This is a genomic window from Curtobacterium sp. VKM Ac-2861, from assembly GCF_013204965.1.
In the GTDB taxonomy this organism is placed as follows: Bacteria; Actinomycetota; Actinomycetes; order Actinomycetales; family Microbacteriaceae; genus Curtobacterium.
The window spans coordinates 333659-353096 of record NZ_JABMLA010000004.1; the positions used below are offsets into that span (position 1 = coordinate 333659).

Below are 19438 nucleotides of genomic sequence, written 5' to 3' on the forward strand. Positions count from 1 at the left end.
AGCGCCAGGATACGCCGAGGCCCTCAGGAGCGGCTGCGTGACGCCTGCGCCGAGTCCATCGCGAGTTCTTCGGCATCGAGGGTCACGAGCACGCGGCGCATGACCTCTTCGTCGAGATTGCCCTTCTCGCGCTCCTCGAGCACGATCTCGCGTCGTCGGTCGAGCAGCTCGCGCCGGATGTCCTGGATCTGCGAGCCACGCAGGCGCATCGGGGCGTTGCGCTCCTCGACCTCTTCTTCCAGGGCGTCCTGCCGGAACGTCTCGACCTGCCGCTCGAGCCGTGCCTTCAGCCGGTTCACCACGGAGTCGACGGCGACGGCGCCGTACTGCTTCGACCAGTCCGGACGTCGCTTCTCGAGCAGCTCGATGGCGGCCTCGGTCGTGCGCTGGTTCAGCCGCATCTCGCTCCGGACGTCCTCTTCGCCCTCGGCCGGGTCCTGCACCTTGAGTGCACGGATGACGAAGGGCAGGGTCAGGCCCTGCAGCAGCAGGGTGCCGACGGTCACGAAGAACGCGATGATGAAGATCGTGTCCTGTGCGGGGATCTGCGTCGGGCTCGCGACCACGGACACCGCGGCGGCGAGGGTCACCACGCCGCGCATGCCGGTCCACGAGATGACGGTGAGCTCGCGCCAGTTGAGCTTCGGCTCGGCCGTCCCGCGCATCCACCGCAGTGACGGGTGGCCCCGGGAGAGCTTGATGCGCAGCGGACGGAGCCATCGCCCGTTGAAGCGGTTGCGCACGTACGACTCGAAGATGAAGAGGGGCCGCACCAGGATCACGACGCCGAGCACTACGGCCGCGGCGGTGAGTGTCTGGCCGAGACTCCGTTCGCTCTCGACCAGGTCCTGCACCACGGTGTTGAGCTGCAGGCCGATCAGGGCGAAGACGAAGCCCTCGAGGATGACGTCGATGCTGGTCCAGAGCGGGCGCTCCTGCAGGCGGGTGGCGTAGCCCTCCTTCGGCGAGTTGTAGCCGATGTACAGGCCGGCCGTGACGACCGCGATGACGCCGGAGCCGGAGAGGTCCTCGGCCAGGATGTACGCGACGAAGGGCAGCAGGATGCTCATGATCGTCTCGACCACGGGGTCGTTGAGCCGCATCCGGATCCAGTGCACGACGACGCCGAGCACGATGCCGACGGCCAGGCCGACGCCGATCGCCAGGCCGAAGATGCCGAGGTCCTGCCAGATGGTGAGCGACGTCCCCGCGATGATCAGGGTGAACACGCGCACCAGGGTCAGGGACGCGGCGTCGTTGATCAGGCTCTCGCCGGACAGCACCGTCATCACCCGGCGGGGGAGCCCGAGCTTGCGACCGATCGCGGCGGCGGACACGGCGTCCGGCGGGGCGACGATCGCACCGAGCAGGATCGCCGCGGGCAGGGTCATGTCCGGGATCAGGAAGTACGCCACCGCGCCGACCACGAGTGCCGTCACGATGACCAGGAAGATGCCGAGACGCCGGATCTGCTTGATCGACGTCCGGAAGCTCTGCCACGACACGTCGAGCGCCGCCGAGTAGAGCAGCGGCGGCAGGATCACCGTCAGGATCACCTCGGAGTCGATCTCCATCGCGGGGAGTCCCGGCAGGAACGACGCTGCGAGCGCGACCGCCGTCACGAGCAGGGGAGCGGGGAGTCCCTTCGCCCGTGCGAACCCGGTCACCGCGAGCGATCCGACCAACAGGAGGAGGAGCTCGACGGTGTCCATGGGACTCATTCTCGCATCGGCATGGTTCCGAATCTGAACGAGTCTGAAGCTCCGGTGAACAGCAGGTTGCCGATCAGGTTTGCTCCGGAGGCCGTCGATGGGGAACACTGGCCCGCGGTGGACATCACACTCATAGTCGTCCTGGTCATCGCGTTGGCCCTCTTCTTCGACTTCACAAACGGTTTTCACGACACCGCCAACGCGATGGCGACTCCGATCGCGACCGGGGCCATGAAGCCCAAGGTCGCGGTCACGGTCGCCGCGGTGCTCAACCTCGTCGGTGCGTTCCTCAGCACCGCGGTGGCGACCTCGATCTCGCACGGCCTCATCAACGAGGGCCCGGGCGGCGTCGCGATCTCACCGGAGATGATTTTCGCGGGGCTCATCGGAGCGGTCGTGTGGAACATGATCACGTGGCTCCGCGGGCTGCCCTCGTCGTCGTCGCACGCGCTGTTCGGCGGACTGATCGGGGCCGCGATCGTCGGCGCCGGGTTCCAGTCCGTGAACTACGTCGCGCTGCTGACGGTCGTCATCATCCCGGCCTTCGCGTCCCCGGTGATCGCGTCGCTCGTGTCGTTCCTGTCGACACGCATCGCGTACCGGATCACGAAGCGCCCGGTCTTCCCGAACGAGCGCGGTGGCTTCCGTGTCGGGCAGATCTTCACCTCGTCGATGGTGTCGCTCGCCCACGGCACGAACGACGCCCAGAAGACGATGGGTGTCATCACGCTGACGCTGATCGCCTCCGGGGCGCAGTCGTCGAACCAGGGCGTGCAGTTCTGGGTCGTCGTCGCCTGTGCCCTGGCGATCGCGCTCGGCACCTACACGGGCGGGTGGCGCATCATCCGCACGCTCGGGTCCGGCATCACCGAGATCCGGGCCACCCAGGGCTTCGCCGCCGAGGCCTCGACCGCCGCGACGATCCTGGCGTCCAGCCACCTCGGCTTCGCGCTCTCGACCACGCAGGTGTCCTCCGGCTCGATCATCGGCGCCGGACTCGGTCGCCGCGGCTCGAAGATCCAGTGGTCCACCGCCGGCAAGATCGTCATCGCCTGGTTCATCACGCTGCCCGCCGCCGCAGCCGTGGGCGCGGTGGCTTCGGGCATCGCACGCCTGGGCGTCATCGGCCTCGTGATCGACGCCATCGTCGGCGCCGCCGTGATCCTCGGCCTGTACCTGTGGTCGCTCCGGAAGCCGCACGAGGGTGCCTCGGCCATCGAGGTCGACGTCGCCGCGAACGCCGTGTACACCCGCAAGGAACTGCGCGACCTGCAGCGCAAGAAGCGCGCCGACGCCGTTGCCGACCGCCGCGCCGCACTGAGCCGCGAGCGCACGCTCCGCCGCATGGCCGCACGCAAGGGAGGCCGTCGCTGATGGGAATCGCGCTTGACGGACGCCGTTTCGCATTCCTCACGGTGGGAGATCGCTGATGGGTATCGACTGGTTCGCGTTCGTCACCGTGGCGCTCGTCGCCGTGGTCTCGTCGTGCTTCGTCGTCGCCGTGTACTCCGTCGGTCTCCGGTTCTGGAGCGCCGCGGACACCCGCGCGGGCAAGTTCACCGTGAAGGACGACGGCACGATCGGTCCGGCGACCGCCGGGTTCCCGAACCCCGCCGGAGCGACGACCGCGGTGCGTGCCTTCCGTGCGCTCGCGATCCTCTGCTACGCGGTCTGCGGCGCCGTCGTGCTGTACGGCATCTACCTCATCGTCCCCCAGTTCCACTGACGCGGGGCGCGCGCGACGCGCGCTTCGTGAGCAGGAATGGTCGGGTGCGTTCCGGCGACTCGACCATTCCTGCTCACCATCCACGGGCACGCGATCGCTCGCGTCCACCGGACGGGAGGCCCGTGGCGGCCTGGCACCGTGCCTCCCGTCCGGCTGGGAGTGGGCGGCGCTGTCGCGACGCGCGTTTCGTGAGCAGAAATGGTCGGGTGCGTTCCGGCGACCCGACCATTCCTGCTCACCATGTGCGCGCCCCCGCCCGGCACACCCCGAGCTCGCTCCCGGACCGGCCGGACGGACTGGGCTAGCCTCGACGTGTGACCGGCAACGAAGCAGCACAGGCCCCCACCGGGGCGCAGACCCGTACCGAGAGCGACTCGCTGGGGTCGCGCGAGGTCCCGATCGACGCCTACTGGGGCATCAACACCCTGCGGGCCTTGGAGAACTTCCCGATCACCTCGGTGCCGATCTCGGTGTACCCGGACCTCATCGAGGCGCTCGCCACCGTCAAGCAGGCGGCTGCGCGGGCGAACCGGGCGATCGGGGTCCTCGACGACGAGCGTGCCGACGCCATCGACCGTGCTGCGCAGGAGGTGCGGGACGGCGCCCTGCGTGAGCAGTTCGTCGTCGACATCGTGCAGGGCGGTGCCGGTACGAGCACGAACATGAACACGAACGAGGTCCTGGCGAACCGGGCCCTCGAGCTCCTCGGCCGCGAGCGGGGCGACTACGGGTACCTGCACCCGATCGACCACGTGAACCGCAGCCAGTCGACGAACGACACCTACCCGACGAGCATCAAGATCGCGATGATCTTCTCCGCCCGGCGGCTCATCGAGCAGCTCGAGCAGCTCTCCGCGGCGTTCGCCGAGCGCGGGAACGCCTTCGCCGACGTGCTCAAGGTCGGCCGCACGCAGCTGCAGGACGCCGTGCCGATGACCCTCGGGCAGGAGTTCACCGGCTTCTCGCACACGATCCAGGAGGACGCCGACCTGCTCCGCAAGGTCCTGCCGCTGCTGGCCGAGATGAACCTCGGCGCGACGGCGATCGGCACCGGGATCACCGCGGACCCGCTCTACCGCGACGAGGTCCGCCGGCAGCTGCAGGACGCCAGCGGCATCGACGTCGTGACGGCACCGGACCTGATCGAGGCGACGAGTGACGCCGGCGCCTTCATGACGCTGTCCGGCACGGTGAAGCGCAGTGCCGCGAAGCTCTCGAAGATCTGCAACGACCTGCGGCTGCTCGCGTCCGGGCCGCAGGCGGGACTCGGCGAGATCACCCTGCCGGCGCGCCAGGCGGGCTCGTCGATCATGCCGGGCAAGGTGAACCCGGTGATCCCCGAGGTCGTGAACCAGATCGCGTTCGCCGTGGTCGGCGCCGACACCACCGTGACGATGGCGGCCGAGGGCGGTCAGCTCCAGCTCAACGCGTTCGAGCCGATCATCGCGCACTCGATCCTGCAGTCGCTGCAGTGGATGTCACGGGGCTGTGCGACGTTGCGCGAGCACTGCGTGACGGGCATCGAGGCGAACGAGGCGAAGCTCGCGGCGCAGGTCGACACGAACGTCGGGGTGGTCACTGCTCTGACCCCGTACATCGGCTACGCGGCTGCGGCGTCGATCGCGCACACCGCGCTGACCACGTCGACGCCGATCTCGACGCTCGTCGTGGCCGCCGGCCTGATGGACGAGGACCAGGTGCAGCGCGTGCTGAGCCCGGCGCGGCTGTCCGGCATCGAGCTCGCGACCGGTGCGATCCCGGTGGTCACCGAGGAGATGCTGGACCGAGCGGCGCGCGAGCGCTGACGAGCAACCAGCGCGACCAGCGCATCCAGCGCATCCAGCGCGACCACCTCAGGGCATCGGCGCCTCGCCGACGCGTACCTGCTGGGCCACGTCGCGCAGGTGTTCCTGCGCCGGAGTCGGCTCGGCGTCCTCGTCGGCGGCGACCTGGGCCGCGGTGGTCCGGACGTTCCGCGCCGCGGCGATGTCGGCGTCCCGCCAGCGGGCGAGCGTGAAGTTGCGCGTGACGTCGCGCAGCGGCAACCGGATCGACTCGTCGGCCTCGATGCCGGCCAGGAGCTGCCGCATCCGGATCACCTCGGAGTCGAGCTCACCGCCGACCACGAGCACGAAGTTCGAGATGTACAGGTAGACGAGCAGCAGGATCCCGCCGCCGAGCCACCCGTACGCACGGTTGCCGCCGCCGATCGTCTCGACGTAGACGGCGAAGCCGAGGGTCGCGAGCGCCCAGGTGACGATGGCGAACGCGGCACCGGCGGACACCCACCGCAGCTGCGGCGTCTTCACGTTGGGCGTCGCGTAGTACAGGACCGCGACCATCACGACGAGGTCGGCAGCGAGCACGGGCCACTTCACGACGTTCCACACGTCGTCGATCCACGGCGCCCAGCCGAACGACGCGACGATCGCCGCCGAGATCGTCGGGGTGCCGAGCAGGATCACGATCGCGATCGCCCCGCCCGCCATCACGAGCAGGGTCACGAGGAGCATCATGCTGCGGAACTTCCAGATCCGCCGACCCTCCTCGACCTCGTACGAGGTGTTCATCGCCCGCCCGAACGCCGTCGCGTACCCGGACAGCGACCACAGCGTCAGCACGACGCCGGTCGCGAAGCCGAGCCACGGGTTGTCGAGGGTCAGCAGCTGGCGCAGCGGGGTCTCGAGGTGCTCGGCCGTCTCCGGGCGCAGGATGAACCCGAGCACACCGATGATGTCGGCCAGGCTGTCGCCCTTGCGGTCGACGATCGACAGTGCGGAGACCACGGTCAGCGCGGTGGGGAACACGGTCAGCAGCGCGAAGAACGTCAGCGACGCGGCCGCGTCGACGACGCGGTGCCGGATGACCGAGTGGTAGGTGCGCCGGACGACGGCGCGGACTCCCGTCCGCTGGAGATCGCGCGATGCGCTGTCCGGCATGCGTTGTACGGTACCCGACACGTGACGTCACGCCGTGCCGTGCCGTGGTCGCGCCGCGGGGCGGACGGGAGGCCCGTGGCGGCGCCGCCCCGCGCCTCCCGTCCGCCCGTGGTCGCGTCGACCCCGTCAGAGCGACACGATCCCGCCACGGTCTGCCGTCCGTCTCGCGAAAGCGACAGACGCCCGCGGAAGGTTCGCGCAGATCTGTCGCTTTCGCGGGAGGGCCTGCGGCCGCTCGCCGTTCAGTTGGCGTGGGGGTGCAGGGCGTCGTAGCGGCGGAAGGAGGGGACGAGGCGGAGGAGCAGCGCGACGAGCGCCATGATGAGCACGCCGCCGATGATCGGCGGGTACGCGATGCCGGCCGCGACGACCAGGCCGGCGTACAGGTCACCGAGCCGCGGACCGCCGGTGACCACGACGATGAAGATGCCCTGCAGCCGCCCGCGCATGCCGTCCGGCGACGCCGCCTGCAGGATCGTGTTCCGGAACACCGAGCTGACGTTGTCCGCACCGCCGGCCGCCGCCAGGAACAGCGCCGCCAACCCGAGCGCGGGCAGGATCCCGACCGAGAACGACTCGCCCGAGCGTCCGCCGAGCACGTGCGCGAGCGCGATGACGACGCCGAACGCCGCGATCGCGCCGCCGTACGCGGTGATGGCCCAGCCGACCGCCTCGCCCTGGCGGCGCACGTGCCCGAGCGGACCGGAGAAGACACTCGACAGCAGCGCGCCGATCGCGTAGGCGGCCGTGAGGGTGCCGACGGTGATCGATCCGCCGCCGATCACGAGCGCCCCGATCGCGGGGAACAGGACGCGGGGCTGGCCGAACGTCATCGCGACGATGTCGAGCACGAACGTCATGGTGATGTTGCGCGACCTCCGCAGAAACCGCGCGCCCTCGACCAGGGAGCTCAGCCCCGGACGGAGAGCACCGTGGTCGGCCGCCATCCGCGGCAGCGTGAACACCCCGAGGAACGCGAAGGTGAACAGGACGACGTCGATCGTGTAGGTCGGCGCGAACCCGACGCTCGCGATCAGGACGCCGGCGACAGCCGGTCCGACGGTGACCTGGAACCCGGAGGCGATCCCGCCCAGGGCGCTCGCCGCGGGCAGCAGGTCGGTGCCGACGAGTCGCGGGACGATCGCCGAGCGCGAGGCGTTGCTCACGGTCGCCGCGACGGCGTTCACGGTCGCCAGGACGTAGAGCAGTGCGACGCTGTGCAGTCCGAGCCACGAGTGGGTGGCGATGAGGGCGACCGCGACCCAGGCGATGATCGACGACACGAGTGCGACGGTGCGGCGGTCGAAGGCGTCGGCGAGCATGCCGCCGTACAGGCCGGCGACCACCATCGGCAGCAGGGCGATGACCCCCACGAGCGCCACCGCGAAGGTGGAGTGCGTGATCTCGTACACCTCGAGCCCGACCGCCACCGTGGTCATCTGCGTGCCGATCCCGGCGATCGCGGTGCCCGCCCAGAGCCGGGCGAAGGCGGGGGATCGGCGGAGCGGGGTGAGGTCGGCGAGCAGGCGGCGGCGCGGCGGTGCGGGAGTGGGTCGTGTCACGGTGGAACCATTCTGCGGCCTGGGTGGCCGTTGCGTCTGCCGTTGCCGCGCTCTGGTTGACTGGATCGCATGACTGACCTCAACAGCAAGCCCGAGTTCGACGCGCCCGAGGGCCCGGCCCCCACCGATCTCGTCATCACCGACATCGTCGAGGGTTCCGGCGAGGAAGCGTCCGCCGGCTCGACCGTCAAGGTGCACTACGCCGGCGTCGAGTACGAGACCGGCGAGGAGTTCGACAGCTCGTGGAACCGCGGTGAGCCCATCGACTTCCCGCTCGCAGCGCTCGTGCGCGGCTGGCAGGAGGGCATCCCCGGCATGAAGGTCGGCGGTCGCCGCAAGCTCGTCGTCCCGCCGGAGCTCGCCTACGGACCCGCCGGTGGTGGCCACTTCCTGTCCGGCAAGACCCTGATCTTCGTGATCGACCTGCTCGGGGTGCGCTGATGCAGGTCGGTGCCCCGACCATCGAGCTGAACGACGGCCACCGGTTCCCGGAGCTCGGCCTCGGCACCTACGGCCTGAACGGCGACGAGGGTGCGGCCGCGGTCGGCACCGCCATCGCGAGCGGCTACCGGCTGCTCGACACCGCACTGAACTACGGCAACGAAGACGCCGTCGGCCGTGCCGTCCGCGAGTCCGACGTCGCGCGTGAGGACCTCGTCGTCACGTCGAAGCTCCCCGGCCGCCACCACGGCTACGACGAGGCGCACCGCTCGATCGACGAGACCCTGGGCAACCTCGGGCTCGACCACGTCGACCTGTACCTGATCCACTGGCCGAACCCGTCGGTGGACAAGTTCGTCGACACGTGGAAGGCGTTCGTCGACCTGCGCGACAGCGGCAAGGTCCGCTCGATCGGTGTCTCGAACTTCACTCCGGAGCACCTGCGCCGCATCATCGACGCGACCGGTGTCGCCCCGGCCGTGAACCAGGTCGAGCTGCACCCGTACTTCCCGCAGGCAGAACTGCGGAAGGTGCACCAGGAGCTCGGCATCGTGACCGAGAGCTGGAGCCCGCTCGCCGTGCGGTCGGAGCTCCTCACCGAGCAGCCGATCACCGACGCCGCAGCGGCCCACGGCGTGACTCCCGGCCAGGTCGTGCTGCGGTGGCACGTCCAGCTCGGTGCCGTGCCGGTGCCGAAGTCGGCCGACGCCACCCGGCAGCGCGAGAACCTCGACGTGTTCGGCTTCGAGCTGACCGATGCCGAGGTGCAGGCCATCTCCGGCCTCGAGCGCGGCCGGCTCTGGGACGCAGACCCGGACACGCACGAAGAGATGTGACCGACGATCCTTCGGGAACTGCGGGCCTCCAGCGGGCAGTACACTGGATTCCCCTCTTCCCGAAGGGTTGCGTGTGTCCGAACCGACCGAGATCGACCGCGAGCGCGGCTACGTGGACGGCCTCTTCCGCCGTCTCGACGAGCTGACCGCCGAGGCCGAGCAGCGTCTCGCCGAGACCCGTCGTCAGGCGGTCGGCGGGAACCACCAGAGCCGCAGCGAGCGCGACGCGTACGCCCGACTCTACGAAGACACCGTGGCGACGCTCGAGCGCGTGGGGGACCGTCTGGTCTTCGGCCGGCTCGAGGTCTCCGAGCCCGACAGCTCCGAGGAGGCCTTCCGCTACATCGGCCGCGTGGGCCTGCGTGACGCCGACCACCGCCCACTCCTGCTCGACTGGCGTGTGCCCGGTGCCAGCGCGTTCTACCAGGCCACCGCGGCGCACCCGATGGGCATGCGCTCGCGTCGCCACCTGTCGCTCGAGGGCCGTCGGGTGGTCGGCGTCGAGGACGAGGTGTTCGACGCCTCGCTCTACGACGACGAGCGCACCCACCTGCAGGGCGAGGGGGCGCTGCTGGCCGCGGTGACCGCCGAGCGCACCGGCCGGATGACCGACATCGTCGCCACCATCCAGGGCGAGCAGGACCGCATCATCCGTTCCCCGCTCGAGGGCGTGCTGATCGTGCAGGGCGGCCCCGGTACCGGCAAGACCGCCGTGGCGCTGCACCGTGCCGCGTACCTGCTGTACTCGTACCGCGAGCGGCTGCGGGGCTCCGGCGTCCTGATGGTCGGCCCGTCGCCGGCGTTCCTGACCTACATCGAGCAGGTCCTGCCGTCGCTCGGTGAGACCGGCGTCGTGATGGCCTCGCTCGGTTCGCTCTACCCGGGGGTGCACGCGACGACGCACGACCCCCGCGACGTCGCCGCCGTGAAGGGCTCCGCGCAGACGGCCGCACTCCTGCGCCGCGCCGTGCGCTCCCGCCAGGTGGTGCCGACCGAGTCGGTGACGCTCGACGTCGAGGGTGAGCGGCTCGTCGTGACGCCGCAGCTCGTGGCCGACGCGATGAAGCGCGCCCAGGACCGCGGCAAGCCCCACAACGCCGCGCGCGTGACGTTCAACAAGCTCGCGCTCGACGCGATGACCCGGCTGCTCGCCGAACAGCTGCGCGAGCGCGGCACGACGGTGGACGAGGCCGACGAGAAGGTCCTGCGCGAGGACATCCGGAGCTCCTACGACGCCCGGGTGCTGCTCAACACCGCGTGGCTGCCGCTGCCGCCGGAGAAGTTCCTCGAGGACCTGTACGCCCGTCCGAAGTGGCTCGCCTCGCTGACCCCGGACTGGACCCCGGAGCGCCGTGCCCTGCTGCAGCGCGCACGCGGTGCTGCCTGGACGGTCGAGGACGTCCCCCTGCTCGACGAGGCCGCCGAACTGCTCGGCCCGTTCGACCCGACCGGCGGCGCCGCCAAGCGCGCGGCGAAGGCCAGCCGGAACCGTGACATCGAGAACGCGCGGCAGGCGATCGAGAACATGGGCGTCGAGGGCATCGTCACCGCCGAACAGGTCGCCGGCTCGTTCGCCGAGGGCGGCGACCCCCGCTCGACCGCGGAGCGTGCCGCCGACGACCGCGAGTGGACCTACGGGCACATCGTGGTCGACGAGGCGCAGGAGCTCTCACCGATGCAGTGGCGCGTGCTCGCCCGCCGCAACCCGCTGCGCTCCTTCACGATCGTCGGCGACATGGCGCAGGGCTCCTCGCCCGGGGCCGCGCGCACCTGGGACGACGTGCTCGGCGCGCTCGCCCGCCGACGCCGTGGCCGGGCACCGCTCGTGCCGCTCGACCACCGCATCGAGCAGCTCACCGTGAACTACCGCACCCCGCGGTCGATCGTCGAGGCCGCCGGCGTCTTCGCCGACGGTGCCGGCCTGACCGTCACCCGCAACGAGGCCGTGCGCGACGGCGACCCCGTCGAGCGCGTCCGCGTCGCCCGCGCCGACCTGCTCGACACGGTCGTGTCGGTCGCCGACGCCGAACGGTCGCGGATCGGTGCCGGCACCATCGGCGTGATCGTCCCGGAGTCCGAGGTCGACGCCGTCCGGCAGCGGCTCACGCGCACCGAGGCCGACGTGCGCGGGCTCGCCTCGCCGCACGCCGGGTCGCTCACGGTGCTGACGGGCGCGGACGCCAAGGGCCTCGAGTTCGACGGCGTGCTGCTCGTCGACCCCGACCGGGTCGGTGCCGACGCTGCGCGCCCGGCGGCCGCGGTCTACGTCGCGATGACCCGTCCGACGCGGCGCCTGACGGTCATCGACGTCGACTGAGGGGTCGCGTTCGCGCATCGCGCGCGGCCACTTCGTGAGCAGAAATGGTCGAGTTCGCCGCGCGGAGGCGACCATTCGTGCTCACGATCCGCGGCGGTCCGGCCGGCGCGGGGCGGACGGGAGGCCCGTGGTGGCTCCGGCACGGGCCTGCCGTCTCAGGACTGGTCGCCTGCAGAGCGGACGCGCGCGACGAGGTCGGCCCACGCGCCGTCGAGACGGCGGCCCGGGATCGTCACGGTCGTGCGCTCGACGGTGATCGTCCACGTGAAGTCGTCGGGGACCGGCGGCCCGGCCGTCGCCGTCGCGGGGGTCCGGGGGAGCGCGTCGACGACCTCGGACCACGCCGCGGGGTCGGCGCTCGTGGCGGTGTCGACCCGCCAGTGCCGCGTGGTACCGGCGAAGCCCCCGGAACGACGGACCTCGATGCGCATGCTCCCGACCGTACGCCGGTGCGTGGCGCTCGATCGTCTCAGTCGAGGACGCCCACCGTGCGCCAGGCATCCTGCACCGCGGTGTGCTCCGCGGAACCGGCGCCGAACCGGGACCCAGCGGCGTCGATCGTCACGGCGGCGAACCCGGCGAAGTCGATCGAGGCGGTGACGGCGTCCGAGGTCAGGGCGTCCCACCACACGGCACCGGCGCCCTGCCAGGCGTACCCGCCGATCGCGGTCGCCGCCAGGAAGAACGCGTGGTTCGGGATGCCGGAGTTCGTGTGCACCCCACCGGCGTCGTCGGTCGTCACGACGAAGTCGGCCATCGTCGCGGGCTGCGGGTCCTTGCCGAGCACCGGGTCGTCGTAGGCGGTACCCGGGGACCGCATCGAGCGCAGAGCGTCGCCGTGCACGGCATCGGTGAAGAGCCCCTCGCCGATGAGCCAGCTCGCCTGCTCGGCGGTCTGCCCGGCCGCGTACTGGGCGACGAGGGAGCCGAACACGTCGCTGATCGACTCGTTGAGCGCCCCGGACTGCCCCTGGTAGGTCAGGTCGGCGGTGTACTGCGTGACGCCGTGCGCCAGCTCGTGCCCGATGACGTCGAGCGCGATGGTGAAGCGCCGGAAGACCTCGTCGTCGCCGTCGCCGAACACCATCCGGCTGCCGTCCCAGTAGGCGTTGTCGTAGTCCTGCCCGAAGTGGACCGTGGCGTCGAGGGGGAGTCCGGCACCGTCGATCGACACCCGGCCGAAGACGTCGAGCCAGAAGGCATGGGTCGCGCCGAGGCCCGCGTACGCCTCGTCGACGGCCGCGTCACCGGTGTCGGGGTCGCCTTCGCTCCGGACGATCGTGCCGGGCAGGGTCGTCGCGCCGCGGGCGTCGGCGATCGTGCGCTGGGGCGACCGGTCGACCGTGCCGCTGACACGGCGAGGGGCGACCAGGTGCTGGTGCTTCGGGCTCTGCACGAGCTCGAGGGACGCCAGTGCGGTGCGCGCGGCCGACGCCGCGCGGGGGAACTCTGCCGCCTGGGCCACGGCGTGGAGCAGGTAGGGCGGGACGACGGAGCGCCGGCTGTCGGTCGGGGTCATGCGCTCATGCAACCACCGGGCACCGACACCCCGGCACCGGCTCAGTCGCGCTTGCGGTTCTCGACCAGGCCGAGCGCGTAGGACTCCCACCACTGCCCGGCGGCCGGTCCACCGTTGCACGTGCCGTCGCTGAGCCCCGGCGTCTTGACCCAGAGCAGGGCGTCGAGCCGGCTCGATCCGCCGGTGACGTGCGGTGCCTGGCCGAGACCCGCACCCTCGGGGTTGCACCACGTCCCGCGCCAGCCCTGACCGTTCCGGGAGACGTCGATGACGAAGTGCGGATCCCCACCGATCGCGTCGGCGAGTTCGTCGGCGTAGGCGCGTTCCTGGTCGACGCGGTAGAAGTTCGACACGTTCGTGAAGAAGCCCTGCACCTCGTCGACACCCGCCTGACGCAGCCAGTCGGCCATCGTCGCGGTCGGGACACGGTTCTCGTTGCCGCCGTCGAGGTACACCGTCAGTCCGTGCCCGGTCAGGGCGTCCACGGCCTTGCGGAGCAGGGGGAGTCGGGAGTCGCGGAGGCGCTCGCAGTTCTGGATCTGTGCGATCGCGTCCGGTTCGACGAGCACGACGGCCTTCGAGCCGGCCATCGCGCGGACGGCGGAGCGGACCCACGGCAGGTACGCGTCGTCGGTGGTGCCGCCCTTCGAGTAGCTGCCGCAGTCGCGGTCCGGCACGGTGTACAGCACGAACACCGGGGTGGCCCGCTGCTGCTCGGCGTTCCGGACGACGGTGCGGATCGTCGTGCGCGTCTCGGACCGCGAGGTGTTCGTGAGCCAGGTCGCGATCGGCTGGTCGGCGATACGGGCGATCTGCGCCGCGGTGTCGTCGTGTCCGGCGGCGCGGGCCTGGCGCTCGCGGATGCCCGGCTGGTTCACGTCCGACGGCTGGTGCGCGAGGCCGCCGGGGAACGCCTGCTCCGCGGTCTTCCGCGTCACGACGTCCCGTCCGCTCTTCGGCGGGTCGGCATCCGGGCCGCCGCCGTGCGGCACGACGACCACGAGCGCCGTCACGACCGCCGCGACACCGACGACCGCGGCCGCGATCCACAGCCACTGACGTCGCGCGGACGCACGCTTCCCCTGGTGCTCCGGCATCCGGCGGTCCTCCTTGTTCGCACCCATGCTGACAGGTGCGGGGGAGTCCTGACCAGGACACCGGGGTGTTCGTTCAGGTCGGCCGACGGCTTCTGCCAGGAGCGCTCCAGCGACCCCGCAGGACGGTGTTGCAGAATACCGGGATGTTCCGTCGACTCCTCCTCCTCGCCGTGACCGCGGCGTACGCCTGGGTGATCTGGCGGATGACGCTGACCCCGCAGGTCTTCACCTCGGCACAGAACTCGTTCGTGCTGCACGCGATCGCCTGGGTGCAGCAGCTGCCGCACGGCACCTGGTTCACGTACGAGCGCACCGAGTTCCTGGCCAACATCGCGATGTTCGTGCCGGTCGGCATGCTCGCCGCACTCTGGCTGCCGCGGCGCTGGTGGATCCTCGGGGCCCTGGTCGCGGTCGCCCTGTCGACCGGCATCGAGTTCGCGCAGGCCACCTACCTGCCCTACCGGGTCGCCGACCCCCGCGACGTGCTGTCGAACGGCCTCGGCGGACTGCTCGGCGCGACGCTCGTCGGACTCGTCCGCAGTCTGCTGCCGGCGCCCCGGCGTCGTCGCCTGCGCGCCAGGACCGCCTAGGACTCTGGTAGTCTTGCGCGGTTGCCGTCGAACGGCCGCGGACAAAGAGCGCTCGTGCATCAGGCACGGGCACCGCGCAACGGACTGAAAGGGGATCTACGCATGGCACTTGACGCGAAGGTCAAGCAGGAGATCATCGAAGAGTACGCGACCCACCCGGGCGACACCGGTTCCCCCGAGGTCCAGGTCGCCGTTCTGACGCGTCGTATCAACGACCTGAACGAGCACCTCAAGGAGCACAAGCACGACCACCACTCGCGTCGTGGTCTGCTGCTCATGGTCGGTCAGCGTCGCCGTCTCCTCGGTTACCTCTCCGACGTCGACATCGCCCGCTACCGTGCGCTCATCGAGCGCCTCGGCCTGCGCCGCTAGTCGACGCCTCACGGCTTGACTGAACGCCCCGGTCCTCCTCGCGAGGACCGGGGCGTTCTCCGTTCCCGGGAATGGTTGCGCGCGGCGTGCGGTTCGGTACGATGTTCATGCAAACGCATCGAAAGTCGGGAACCACCATGACCACCATCGCCGTCGTCTCCGCCGGACTCTCCGAGCCCAGCTCCACCCGCCTGCTCGCCGACCGCCTGGGCGAGGCCGCCGTCGCCGCGCTCGTCGCCGAGGGCACGCCCGCGCACGTCCTGCACGTCGAGCTCCGGCCGCTCGCGCACGAGATCACCGACGCGATGCTCACCGGCTTCGCGGCGCCCGCGCTGTCCGCCGCCACGGCCGCGGTGGTCGAGGCCGACGCCGTCGCCTTCGTCACGCCGATCTTCACGGCCGGCGTCAGCGGTCTCGCGAAGTCGTTCCTCGACGTCCTCGACAAGGACGCGCTCGCCGACCTGCCCGTCCTGCTCGGCGCCACGGGCGGGACCTCGCGGCACTCGCTCGCCATCGACCACGCCCTGCGTCCGGTGTTCGCCTACCTCCGTGCAGCGGTGGTGCCGACCGGCGTGTTCGCCGCGACCGACGACTGGGGGAGCGACGGCGACGCCGCGGCCCTGGACGGACGCATCCGCCGGGCCGGAGCGGACCTGGCCTGGGCGATCCGGGCCTCCCGGCGGGCCCCGCAGGAAGCCGACGCGCTCCCCACGTCCGTTGACTTCGCGAGCCTGCTCGGTGGCCTCGGTCACTGACCCGGACCGCTGACCCCGTGGCGCGCTCTTAGGCGGACCACAGGGTTCGTGGGGTCGGAGTGCGGCCGGCTGGCGGCTCGCTCATCGGTGGGCTCGGGAACCTCGTCATGACGACGAGGAGGACCGATGGACACCAGAGGCAACGGCAAGCGATCCGCGCGGGTCACGAGTGCGCTCGTGAGCCTGGGCGGACTCGCGGTCGCAACGGTCACGGGTGCCGGGCTGTGGTTCGGGCACGAGCAGGCCAGCACGACGACGACCGACACGTCCACGAGCACGAGCACCACGACGGACTCCGGTTCGGGTACCGGGACGTCGAGCGACGCCACCACCGACTCCGGGTCCTCGTCCTCCTCGTCGTCGTCGAACGGCTCGTCGACCGACTCGTCGAACGGCTCGTCGAACGGCTCGTCGACCGACTCGTCGACCGACAGCGGCACGAGCAGCAATGACACCGGCGTCTCGCAGGGCACCACCGGTGGGTCGTCCGACACGACGACGACGGGATCGTGACCGTGCGCGCCGCCGCCGAGTGGGACCTCTGGACCACCACCGCCCGGGTCGTCCTCGACCACCGCGACCGCCGCCACCTCGCCGCCGCCGAGTCCTGCGTCCGCGAGGTCACGGCCGCCGTGGACGCCGCGTGCAGCCGGTTCCGCGACGACTCCGAGCTCCTGTCCCGCGCCGACGACCTGGTGCGCGGCACCGAGGTCTCGCCGTTGCTGGCGACGCTCGTGCACCAGGCCGTCGACGCCGCACGGCTGTCCGACGGGGACGTCGACCCGACGCTCGGCCGACGGATGGTGTCCCTCGGGTACGACGCCGCGTTCGCCGACGCGCCTCCGGTCCCGTCACCCGACGCCGTGGCCCGATCGCTCGACGACCGCCCGGCGTGGCAGCGGATCCTGCTGTCCGGCACGTTCCTGCGGGTCCCCGAGGGCGTCACGCTCGACCTCGGTGCCACGGCGAAGGCCGCCGCCGCGGACATGGCGGCCGCGAGCATCACCGCGCGGCTCGGCATCGGCGCCCTCGTCTCGCTCGGCGGGGACGTCGCCACGGCCGGCCCGGACCCCTCCGGCGGCTGGCAGGTGCGCGTGCAGGACCTGGCGGACGACCCCGTCGACCACGTCCGCATCGCCTCCGGGTGGTCCGTCGCGACCTCGAGCACGCAGAAGCGCCGCTGGGAGCAGGACGGGACCGCGCGGCACCACATCCTCGATCCCCGGTGGGGCCTGCCCGCCGACCCGGTGTGGCGGTCGGTGACGGTCGTCGCCCCCTCGTGCACCACCGCCAACACGATGACCACCGCCGCCGTCGTCCGGGGGCACGGCGCCGTGGAGTGGCTCCGGCAGAGCGGCCGTGCGGCCCGGCTCGTCGCGGCCGACGGCTCGGTGCTGCGGCTCGGCGGCTGGCCGGAGGACCAGGCTGCCGACGGTTCCGTCACCGTCGACGGGGCGGACGCCGCCTGATGGACACCGCGCTCTGGGTGATCGGCCGCGGCACGGGCGTCGCCGCCGTCGTGCTCCTGACCCTGACGGTCCTGCTCGGCATCGTGACCCGCGGCGGCCGACCGTTCCCCGGCCTGCCGCGGTTCGGCGTGCAGCTCGTGCACCGGGACGTCGCCCTCGCGTCCACCGTGTTCGTGGCCGTGCACGTGGTGACGCTGCTGCTCGACACCGAGGCCGAACTGCGCCTGCTGGACGCCGTCGTGCCGTTCATCGGCGCGTACCGCTGGTTCTGGCTCGGGCTCGGCACCCTGGCGGTGGACCTGCTCGTGGTGCTCGTCGTCACGGGGATGCTCCGCCGGGTGATCGGTCCGCGGGTGTTCCGCGCCGTGCACTGGGCCGCCTACGCCATGTGGCCGATCGCGATGGCGCACGCGATCGGCACCGGGACCGACGGCACGTCCGCCTGGTTCCTGGTGGTCGCCGGGGTCTGCGCCGCCGCCGTCCTCGGCGCCGTGGCCTGGCGCTGCACGGCCGGCGTCACCGCGTTCCGTCCGACCCCGAAGGAGGCCCTCCGATGACCCTGGCCCACCCGCTCACCATGCCACCACCGACCGGCACGCAGCGACTCCTCGCCGCCCCCGGCCCAGGGCTCGACGCCCACCTCCGCACGCACGGGCCGCTGCCGCACGTGGGACCCGGGATCATCAACGAGATCGGTCTCGCCGGGGTCGACGGCCGCGGCGGAGCCGGGTTCCCGCTCGCCCGCAAGCTCGACGCCGTGGCGGGCCGGACCCGGCGCGGCAGCCGCGGTGCCCCCATCGTCATCGCCAACGGCGCCGAGGGGGAACCCGCCAGCCGCAAGGACGCCGTCCTGCTCGAACGCGCACCCCACCTGGTGCTCGACGGCATCGTCGTCGCGGCGCTCGCGATCGGTGCGACCGAGGCCGTGGTCGCCACGAGCGCGCGGCTCGCCGACCGGGTCCGGCAGGCACTCGCCGAACGCACCGACGGCCGGCGCGGCACCGGCACCGACCCGGTCGCCATCGAGGTCCGAGCTCTGCCCCACACCAGCTTCGTCGCCGGGCAGGCCACGGCACTCGCCTCGGCCGTCGCCGGAGGACGAGGCCTGCCGGAGGACCGCGTCGTGCGGCTCGCCGACCGTGGCCCGAGCGGTCGCCCGACCCTCGTGTCGAACGTCGAGACCCTCGCGCAGGCGGCCCTCGTCGCACGGTACGGGGCGGCGTGGGCGCGGAGCGTCGGCAGCGCGAGTGCTCCCGGCACCCGTCTCGTGACGGTCAGCGACGTGACCGACCCGGCCGGTGCCGTGGTGCTGGAGACCGCCGGGGGTGCGCCGCTCGGGCAGCTGCTGGGGGCCTCCCGGCTGTCGGCGGCCGACCCGCGACGGACGCGAGCCGTCCTGCTCGGCGGGTGGGGCGGCACCTGGGTGCCGGCCGCAGCGCTCGACGCGCCCTTCGACGTCGACGGGCTCGCACCGTGGGGTGCGGCGCCCGGGGCGGGCGTGCTGGCCGTGCTCGACGACCGGACCTGTCCGGTCGGGGTCACCGCAGGCCTCGCCGCGGCGCTCGCCGGGGCGTCCGCCGGCCGCTGCGGGCCGTGCGTGAACGGGTTGCCGCGGATCGCCGACGTGGTCGCCGACCTGGCCTCCGGGCGTCGGGCGGGCGACCTGGCCGGCGAGGTCCGGCGGATCGCTGCCCTGGTCGACGGACGCGGGGCCTGCCATCACCCGGACGGCGTCGCGCGGATGGTGCGGAGCGCCCTCGACGTGTTCCACGACGACGTGCAGGCGCACCTGCGGGGCGCGTGCCTGGTCGGGCCCGGTGCGGCCGGGTCCGGCTCGGCGGGGTCCGGCTCGGTCGGGGGACTCCGATGACCGCCGCCGCAGGTCCCGTCGTGCTGCACGTCGACTGGACCCGCTGCCGGGGACGCGGCCTGTGCACCGAACTGTTCGCCGAGCGGCTGGCGCGCGACGAGTGGGGCTACCCGATCGCACGGGACGGCGGCGGCACCCGCGACGTGCCGGTGCGGCCGGACGAACGCGCCGCCGCTGCGGACGCGGTGGCGATGTGCCCGCTGCAGGCGTTGCGGCTGGTGGAACAGTGAGCG

At 71.9% G+C, this 19438-nt stretch carries 20 protein-coding genes; 14 read left to right on the forward strand and 6 right to left on the reverse strand.

Features of this window, described 5'->3' with window-relative positions:
* Nucleotides 1-23: 23 nt before the first annotated feature.
* On the reverse strand, nucleotides 24-1712 hold the full coding sequence (locus HQQ88_RS12500) for a sodium:proton antiporter (protein ID WP_173169594.1): 1689 nt from the start codon (nucleotides 1710-1712) through the stop codon (nucleotides 24-26).
* Between the two features lie 117 nt (nucleotides 1713-1829).
* On the opposite strand from HQQ88_RS12500, the gene HQQ88_RS12505 reads away from it, so the two are divergent.
* From HQQ88_RS12505 to HQQ88_RS12515, 3 genes are all read left to right on the forward strand, one after another.
* Complete coding sequence (locus HQQ88_RS12505) at nucleotides 1830-3086, forward strand: inorganic phosphate transporter (RefSeq protein ID WP_123293937.1); 1257 nt, start codon at nucleotides 1830-1832, stop codon at nucleotides 3084-3086.
* Nucleotides 3087-3141: 55 nt separating this feature from the next.
* Complete coding sequence (locus tag HQQ88_RS12510; RefSeq protein WP_123293936.1) at nucleotides 3142-3438, forward strand: hypothetical protein; 297 nt, start codon at nucleotides 3142-3144, stop codon at nucleotides 3436-3438.
* 314 nt (nucleotides 3439-3752) lie between these two features.
* The gene (locus HQQ88_RS12515) at nucleotides 3753-5243 is read left to right on the forward strand and encodes an aspartate ammonia-lyase (protein ID WP_132099682.1); all 1491 of its coding nucleotides are present in this window, start codon (nucleotides 3753-3755) and stop codon (nucleotides 5241-5243) included.
* Nucleotides 5244-5291: 48 nt separating this feature from the next.
* On the opposite strand, the gene HQQ88_RS12520 is transcribed toward HQQ88_RS12515, so the two are convergent.
* The gene (locus HQQ88_RS12520; protein WP_173169595.1) at nucleotides 5292-6377 is read right to left on the reverse strand and encodes a YihY/virulence factor BrkB family protein; all 1086 of its coding nucleotides are present in this window, start codon (nucleotides 6375-6377) and stop codon (nucleotides 5292-5294) included.
* Between the two features lie 242 nt (nucleotides 6378-6619).
* A complete protein-coding gene (locus HQQ88_RS12525; RefSeq protein WP_173169596.1) occupies nucleotides 6620-7939 on the reverse strand; it encodes an MFS transporter in 1320 nt (439 codons plus the stop codon).
* A gap of 69 nt (nucleotides 7940-8008) precedes the next feature.
* On the opposite strand from HQQ88_RS12525, the gene HQQ88_RS12530 reads away from it, so the two are divergent.
* The 3 genes from HQQ88_RS12530 (at nucleotide 8009) to HQQ88_RS12540 (ending at nucleotide 11533) form a co-directional block, all read left to right on the forward strand.
* Nucleotides 8009-8380, forward strand: a complete 372-nt coding sequence (locus tag HQQ88_RS12530; RefSeq protein WP_123293932.1) for an FKBP-type peptidyl-prolyl cis-trans isomerase — start codon at nucleotides 8009-8011, stop codon at nucleotides 8378-8380.
* On the forward strand, nucleotides 8380-9216 hold the full coding sequence (locus HQQ88_RS12535; RefSeq protein ID WP_123341052.1) for an aldo/keto reductase: 837 nt from the start codon (nucleotides 8380-8382) through the stop codon (nucleotides 9214-9216). The genes HQQ88_RS12530 and HQQ88_RS12535 overlap by 1 nt, the downstream gene beginning before the upstream one ends.
* A gap of 73 nt (nucleotides 9217-9289) precedes the next feature.
* Nucleotides 9290-11533 (forward strand): AAA family ATPase, encoded by a 2244-nt coding sequence (locus HQQ88_RS12540; RefSeq protein WP_367917015.1) that lies wholly within the window; start codon nucleotides 9290-9292, stop codon nucleotides 11531-11533.
* Between the two features lie 155 nt (nucleotides 11534-11688).
* Here HQQ88_RS12540 and HQQ88_RS12545 read toward each other — a convergent pair whose 3' ends face one another.
* The 3 genes from HQQ88_RS12545 to HQQ88_RS12555 are packed head-to-tail and all read right to left on the reverse strand — an operon-like array spanning nucleotide 11689 to nucleotide 14176.
* Entirely contained in the window at nucleotides 11689-11964 is a 276-nt protein-coding gene (locus tag HQQ88_RS12545) for a protealysin inhibitor emfourin (RefSeq protein WP_173169598.1), read from the reverse strand.
* Nucleotides 11965-12002: 38 nt separating this feature from the next.
* A complete protein-coding gene (locus tag HQQ88_RS12550) occupies nucleotides 12003-13052 on the reverse strand; it encodes a M4 family metallopeptidase (RefSeq protein WP_173169599.1) in 1050 nt (349 codons plus the stop codon).
* Nucleotides 13053-13093: 41 nt separating this feature from the next.
* Nucleotides 13094-14176 carry a glycoside hydrolase family 6 protein gene (locus HQQ88_RS12555; RefSeq protein ID WP_173169600.1) on the reverse strand — a complete coding sequence of 361 codons (1083 nt, stop codon included), beginning with the start codon at nucleotides 14174-14176 and terminating at the stop codon, nucleotides 13094-13096.
* Nucleotides 14177-14292: 116 nt separating this feature from the next.
* Here HQQ88_RS12555 and HQQ88_RS12560 point away from each other — a divergent pair, with 116 nt between their 5' ends.
* From HQQ88_RS12560 to HQQ88_RS12595, 8 genes are all read left to right on the forward strand, one after another.
* Nucleotides 14293-14739, forward strand: a complete 447-nt coding sequence (locus HQQ88_RS12560) for a VanZ family protein (protein WP_123293926.1) — start codon at nucleotides 14293-14295, stop codon at nucleotides 14737-14739.
* Between the two features lie 102 nt (nucleotides 14740-14841).
* A complete protein-coding gene (gene rpsO, locus HQQ88_RS12565) occupies nucleotides 14842-15111 on the forward strand; it encodes a 30S ribosomal protein S15 (RefSeq protein ID WP_070416523.1) in 270 nt (89 codons plus the stop codon).
* Between the two features lie 137 nt (nucleotides 15112-15248).
* Nucleotides 15249-15866, forward strand: a complete 618-nt coding sequence (locus HQQ88_RS12570) for a CE1759 family FMN reductase (RefSeq protein WP_173169601.1) — start codon at nucleotides 15249-15251, stop codon at nucleotides 15864-15866.
* A 126-nt stretch (nucleotides 15867-15992) separates the two neighbouring features.
* Complete coding sequence (locus HQQ88_RS12575; RefSeq protein WP_173169602.1) at nucleotides 15993-16379, forward strand: hypothetical protein; 387 nt, start codon at nucleotides 15993-15995, stop codon at nucleotides 16377-16379.
* Nucleotides 16376-17335, forward strand: a complete 960-nt coding sequence (locus HQQ88_RS12580; protein ID WP_173169603.1) for an FAD:protein FMN transferase — start codon at nucleotides 16376-16378, stop codon at nucleotides 17333-17335. The genes HQQ88_RS12575 and HQQ88_RS12580 overlap by 4 nt, the downstream gene beginning before the upstream one ends.
* A complete protein-coding gene (locus HQQ88_RS12585; protein ID WP_133939016.1) occupies nucleotides 17335-17892 on the forward strand; it encodes a ferric reductase-like transmembrane domain-containing protein in 558 nt (185 codons plus the stop codon). The genes HQQ88_RS12580 and HQQ88_RS12585 overlap by 1 nt, the downstream gene beginning before the upstream one ends.
* Nucleotides 17889-19205: an NADH-ubiquinone oxidoreductase-F iron-sulfur binding region domain-containing protein gene (locus HQQ88_RS12590; protein WP_216834659.1), complete on the forward strand. Its 1317-nt coding sequence runs from the start codon at nucleotides 17889-17891 to the stop codon at nucleotides 19203-19205. The genes HQQ88_RS12585 and HQQ88_RS12590 overlap by 4 nt, the downstream gene beginning before the upstream one ends.
* Nucleotides 19202-19435, forward strand: coding sequence for a ferredoxin (locus HQQ88_RS12595; protein ID WP_173169604.1), 234 nt, complete (start codon nucleotides 19202-19204; stop codon nucleotides 19433-19435). The genes HQQ88_RS12590 and HQQ88_RS12595 overlap by 4 nt, the downstream gene beginning before the upstream one ends.
* Nucleotides 19436-19438 lie beyond the last annotated feature (3 nt).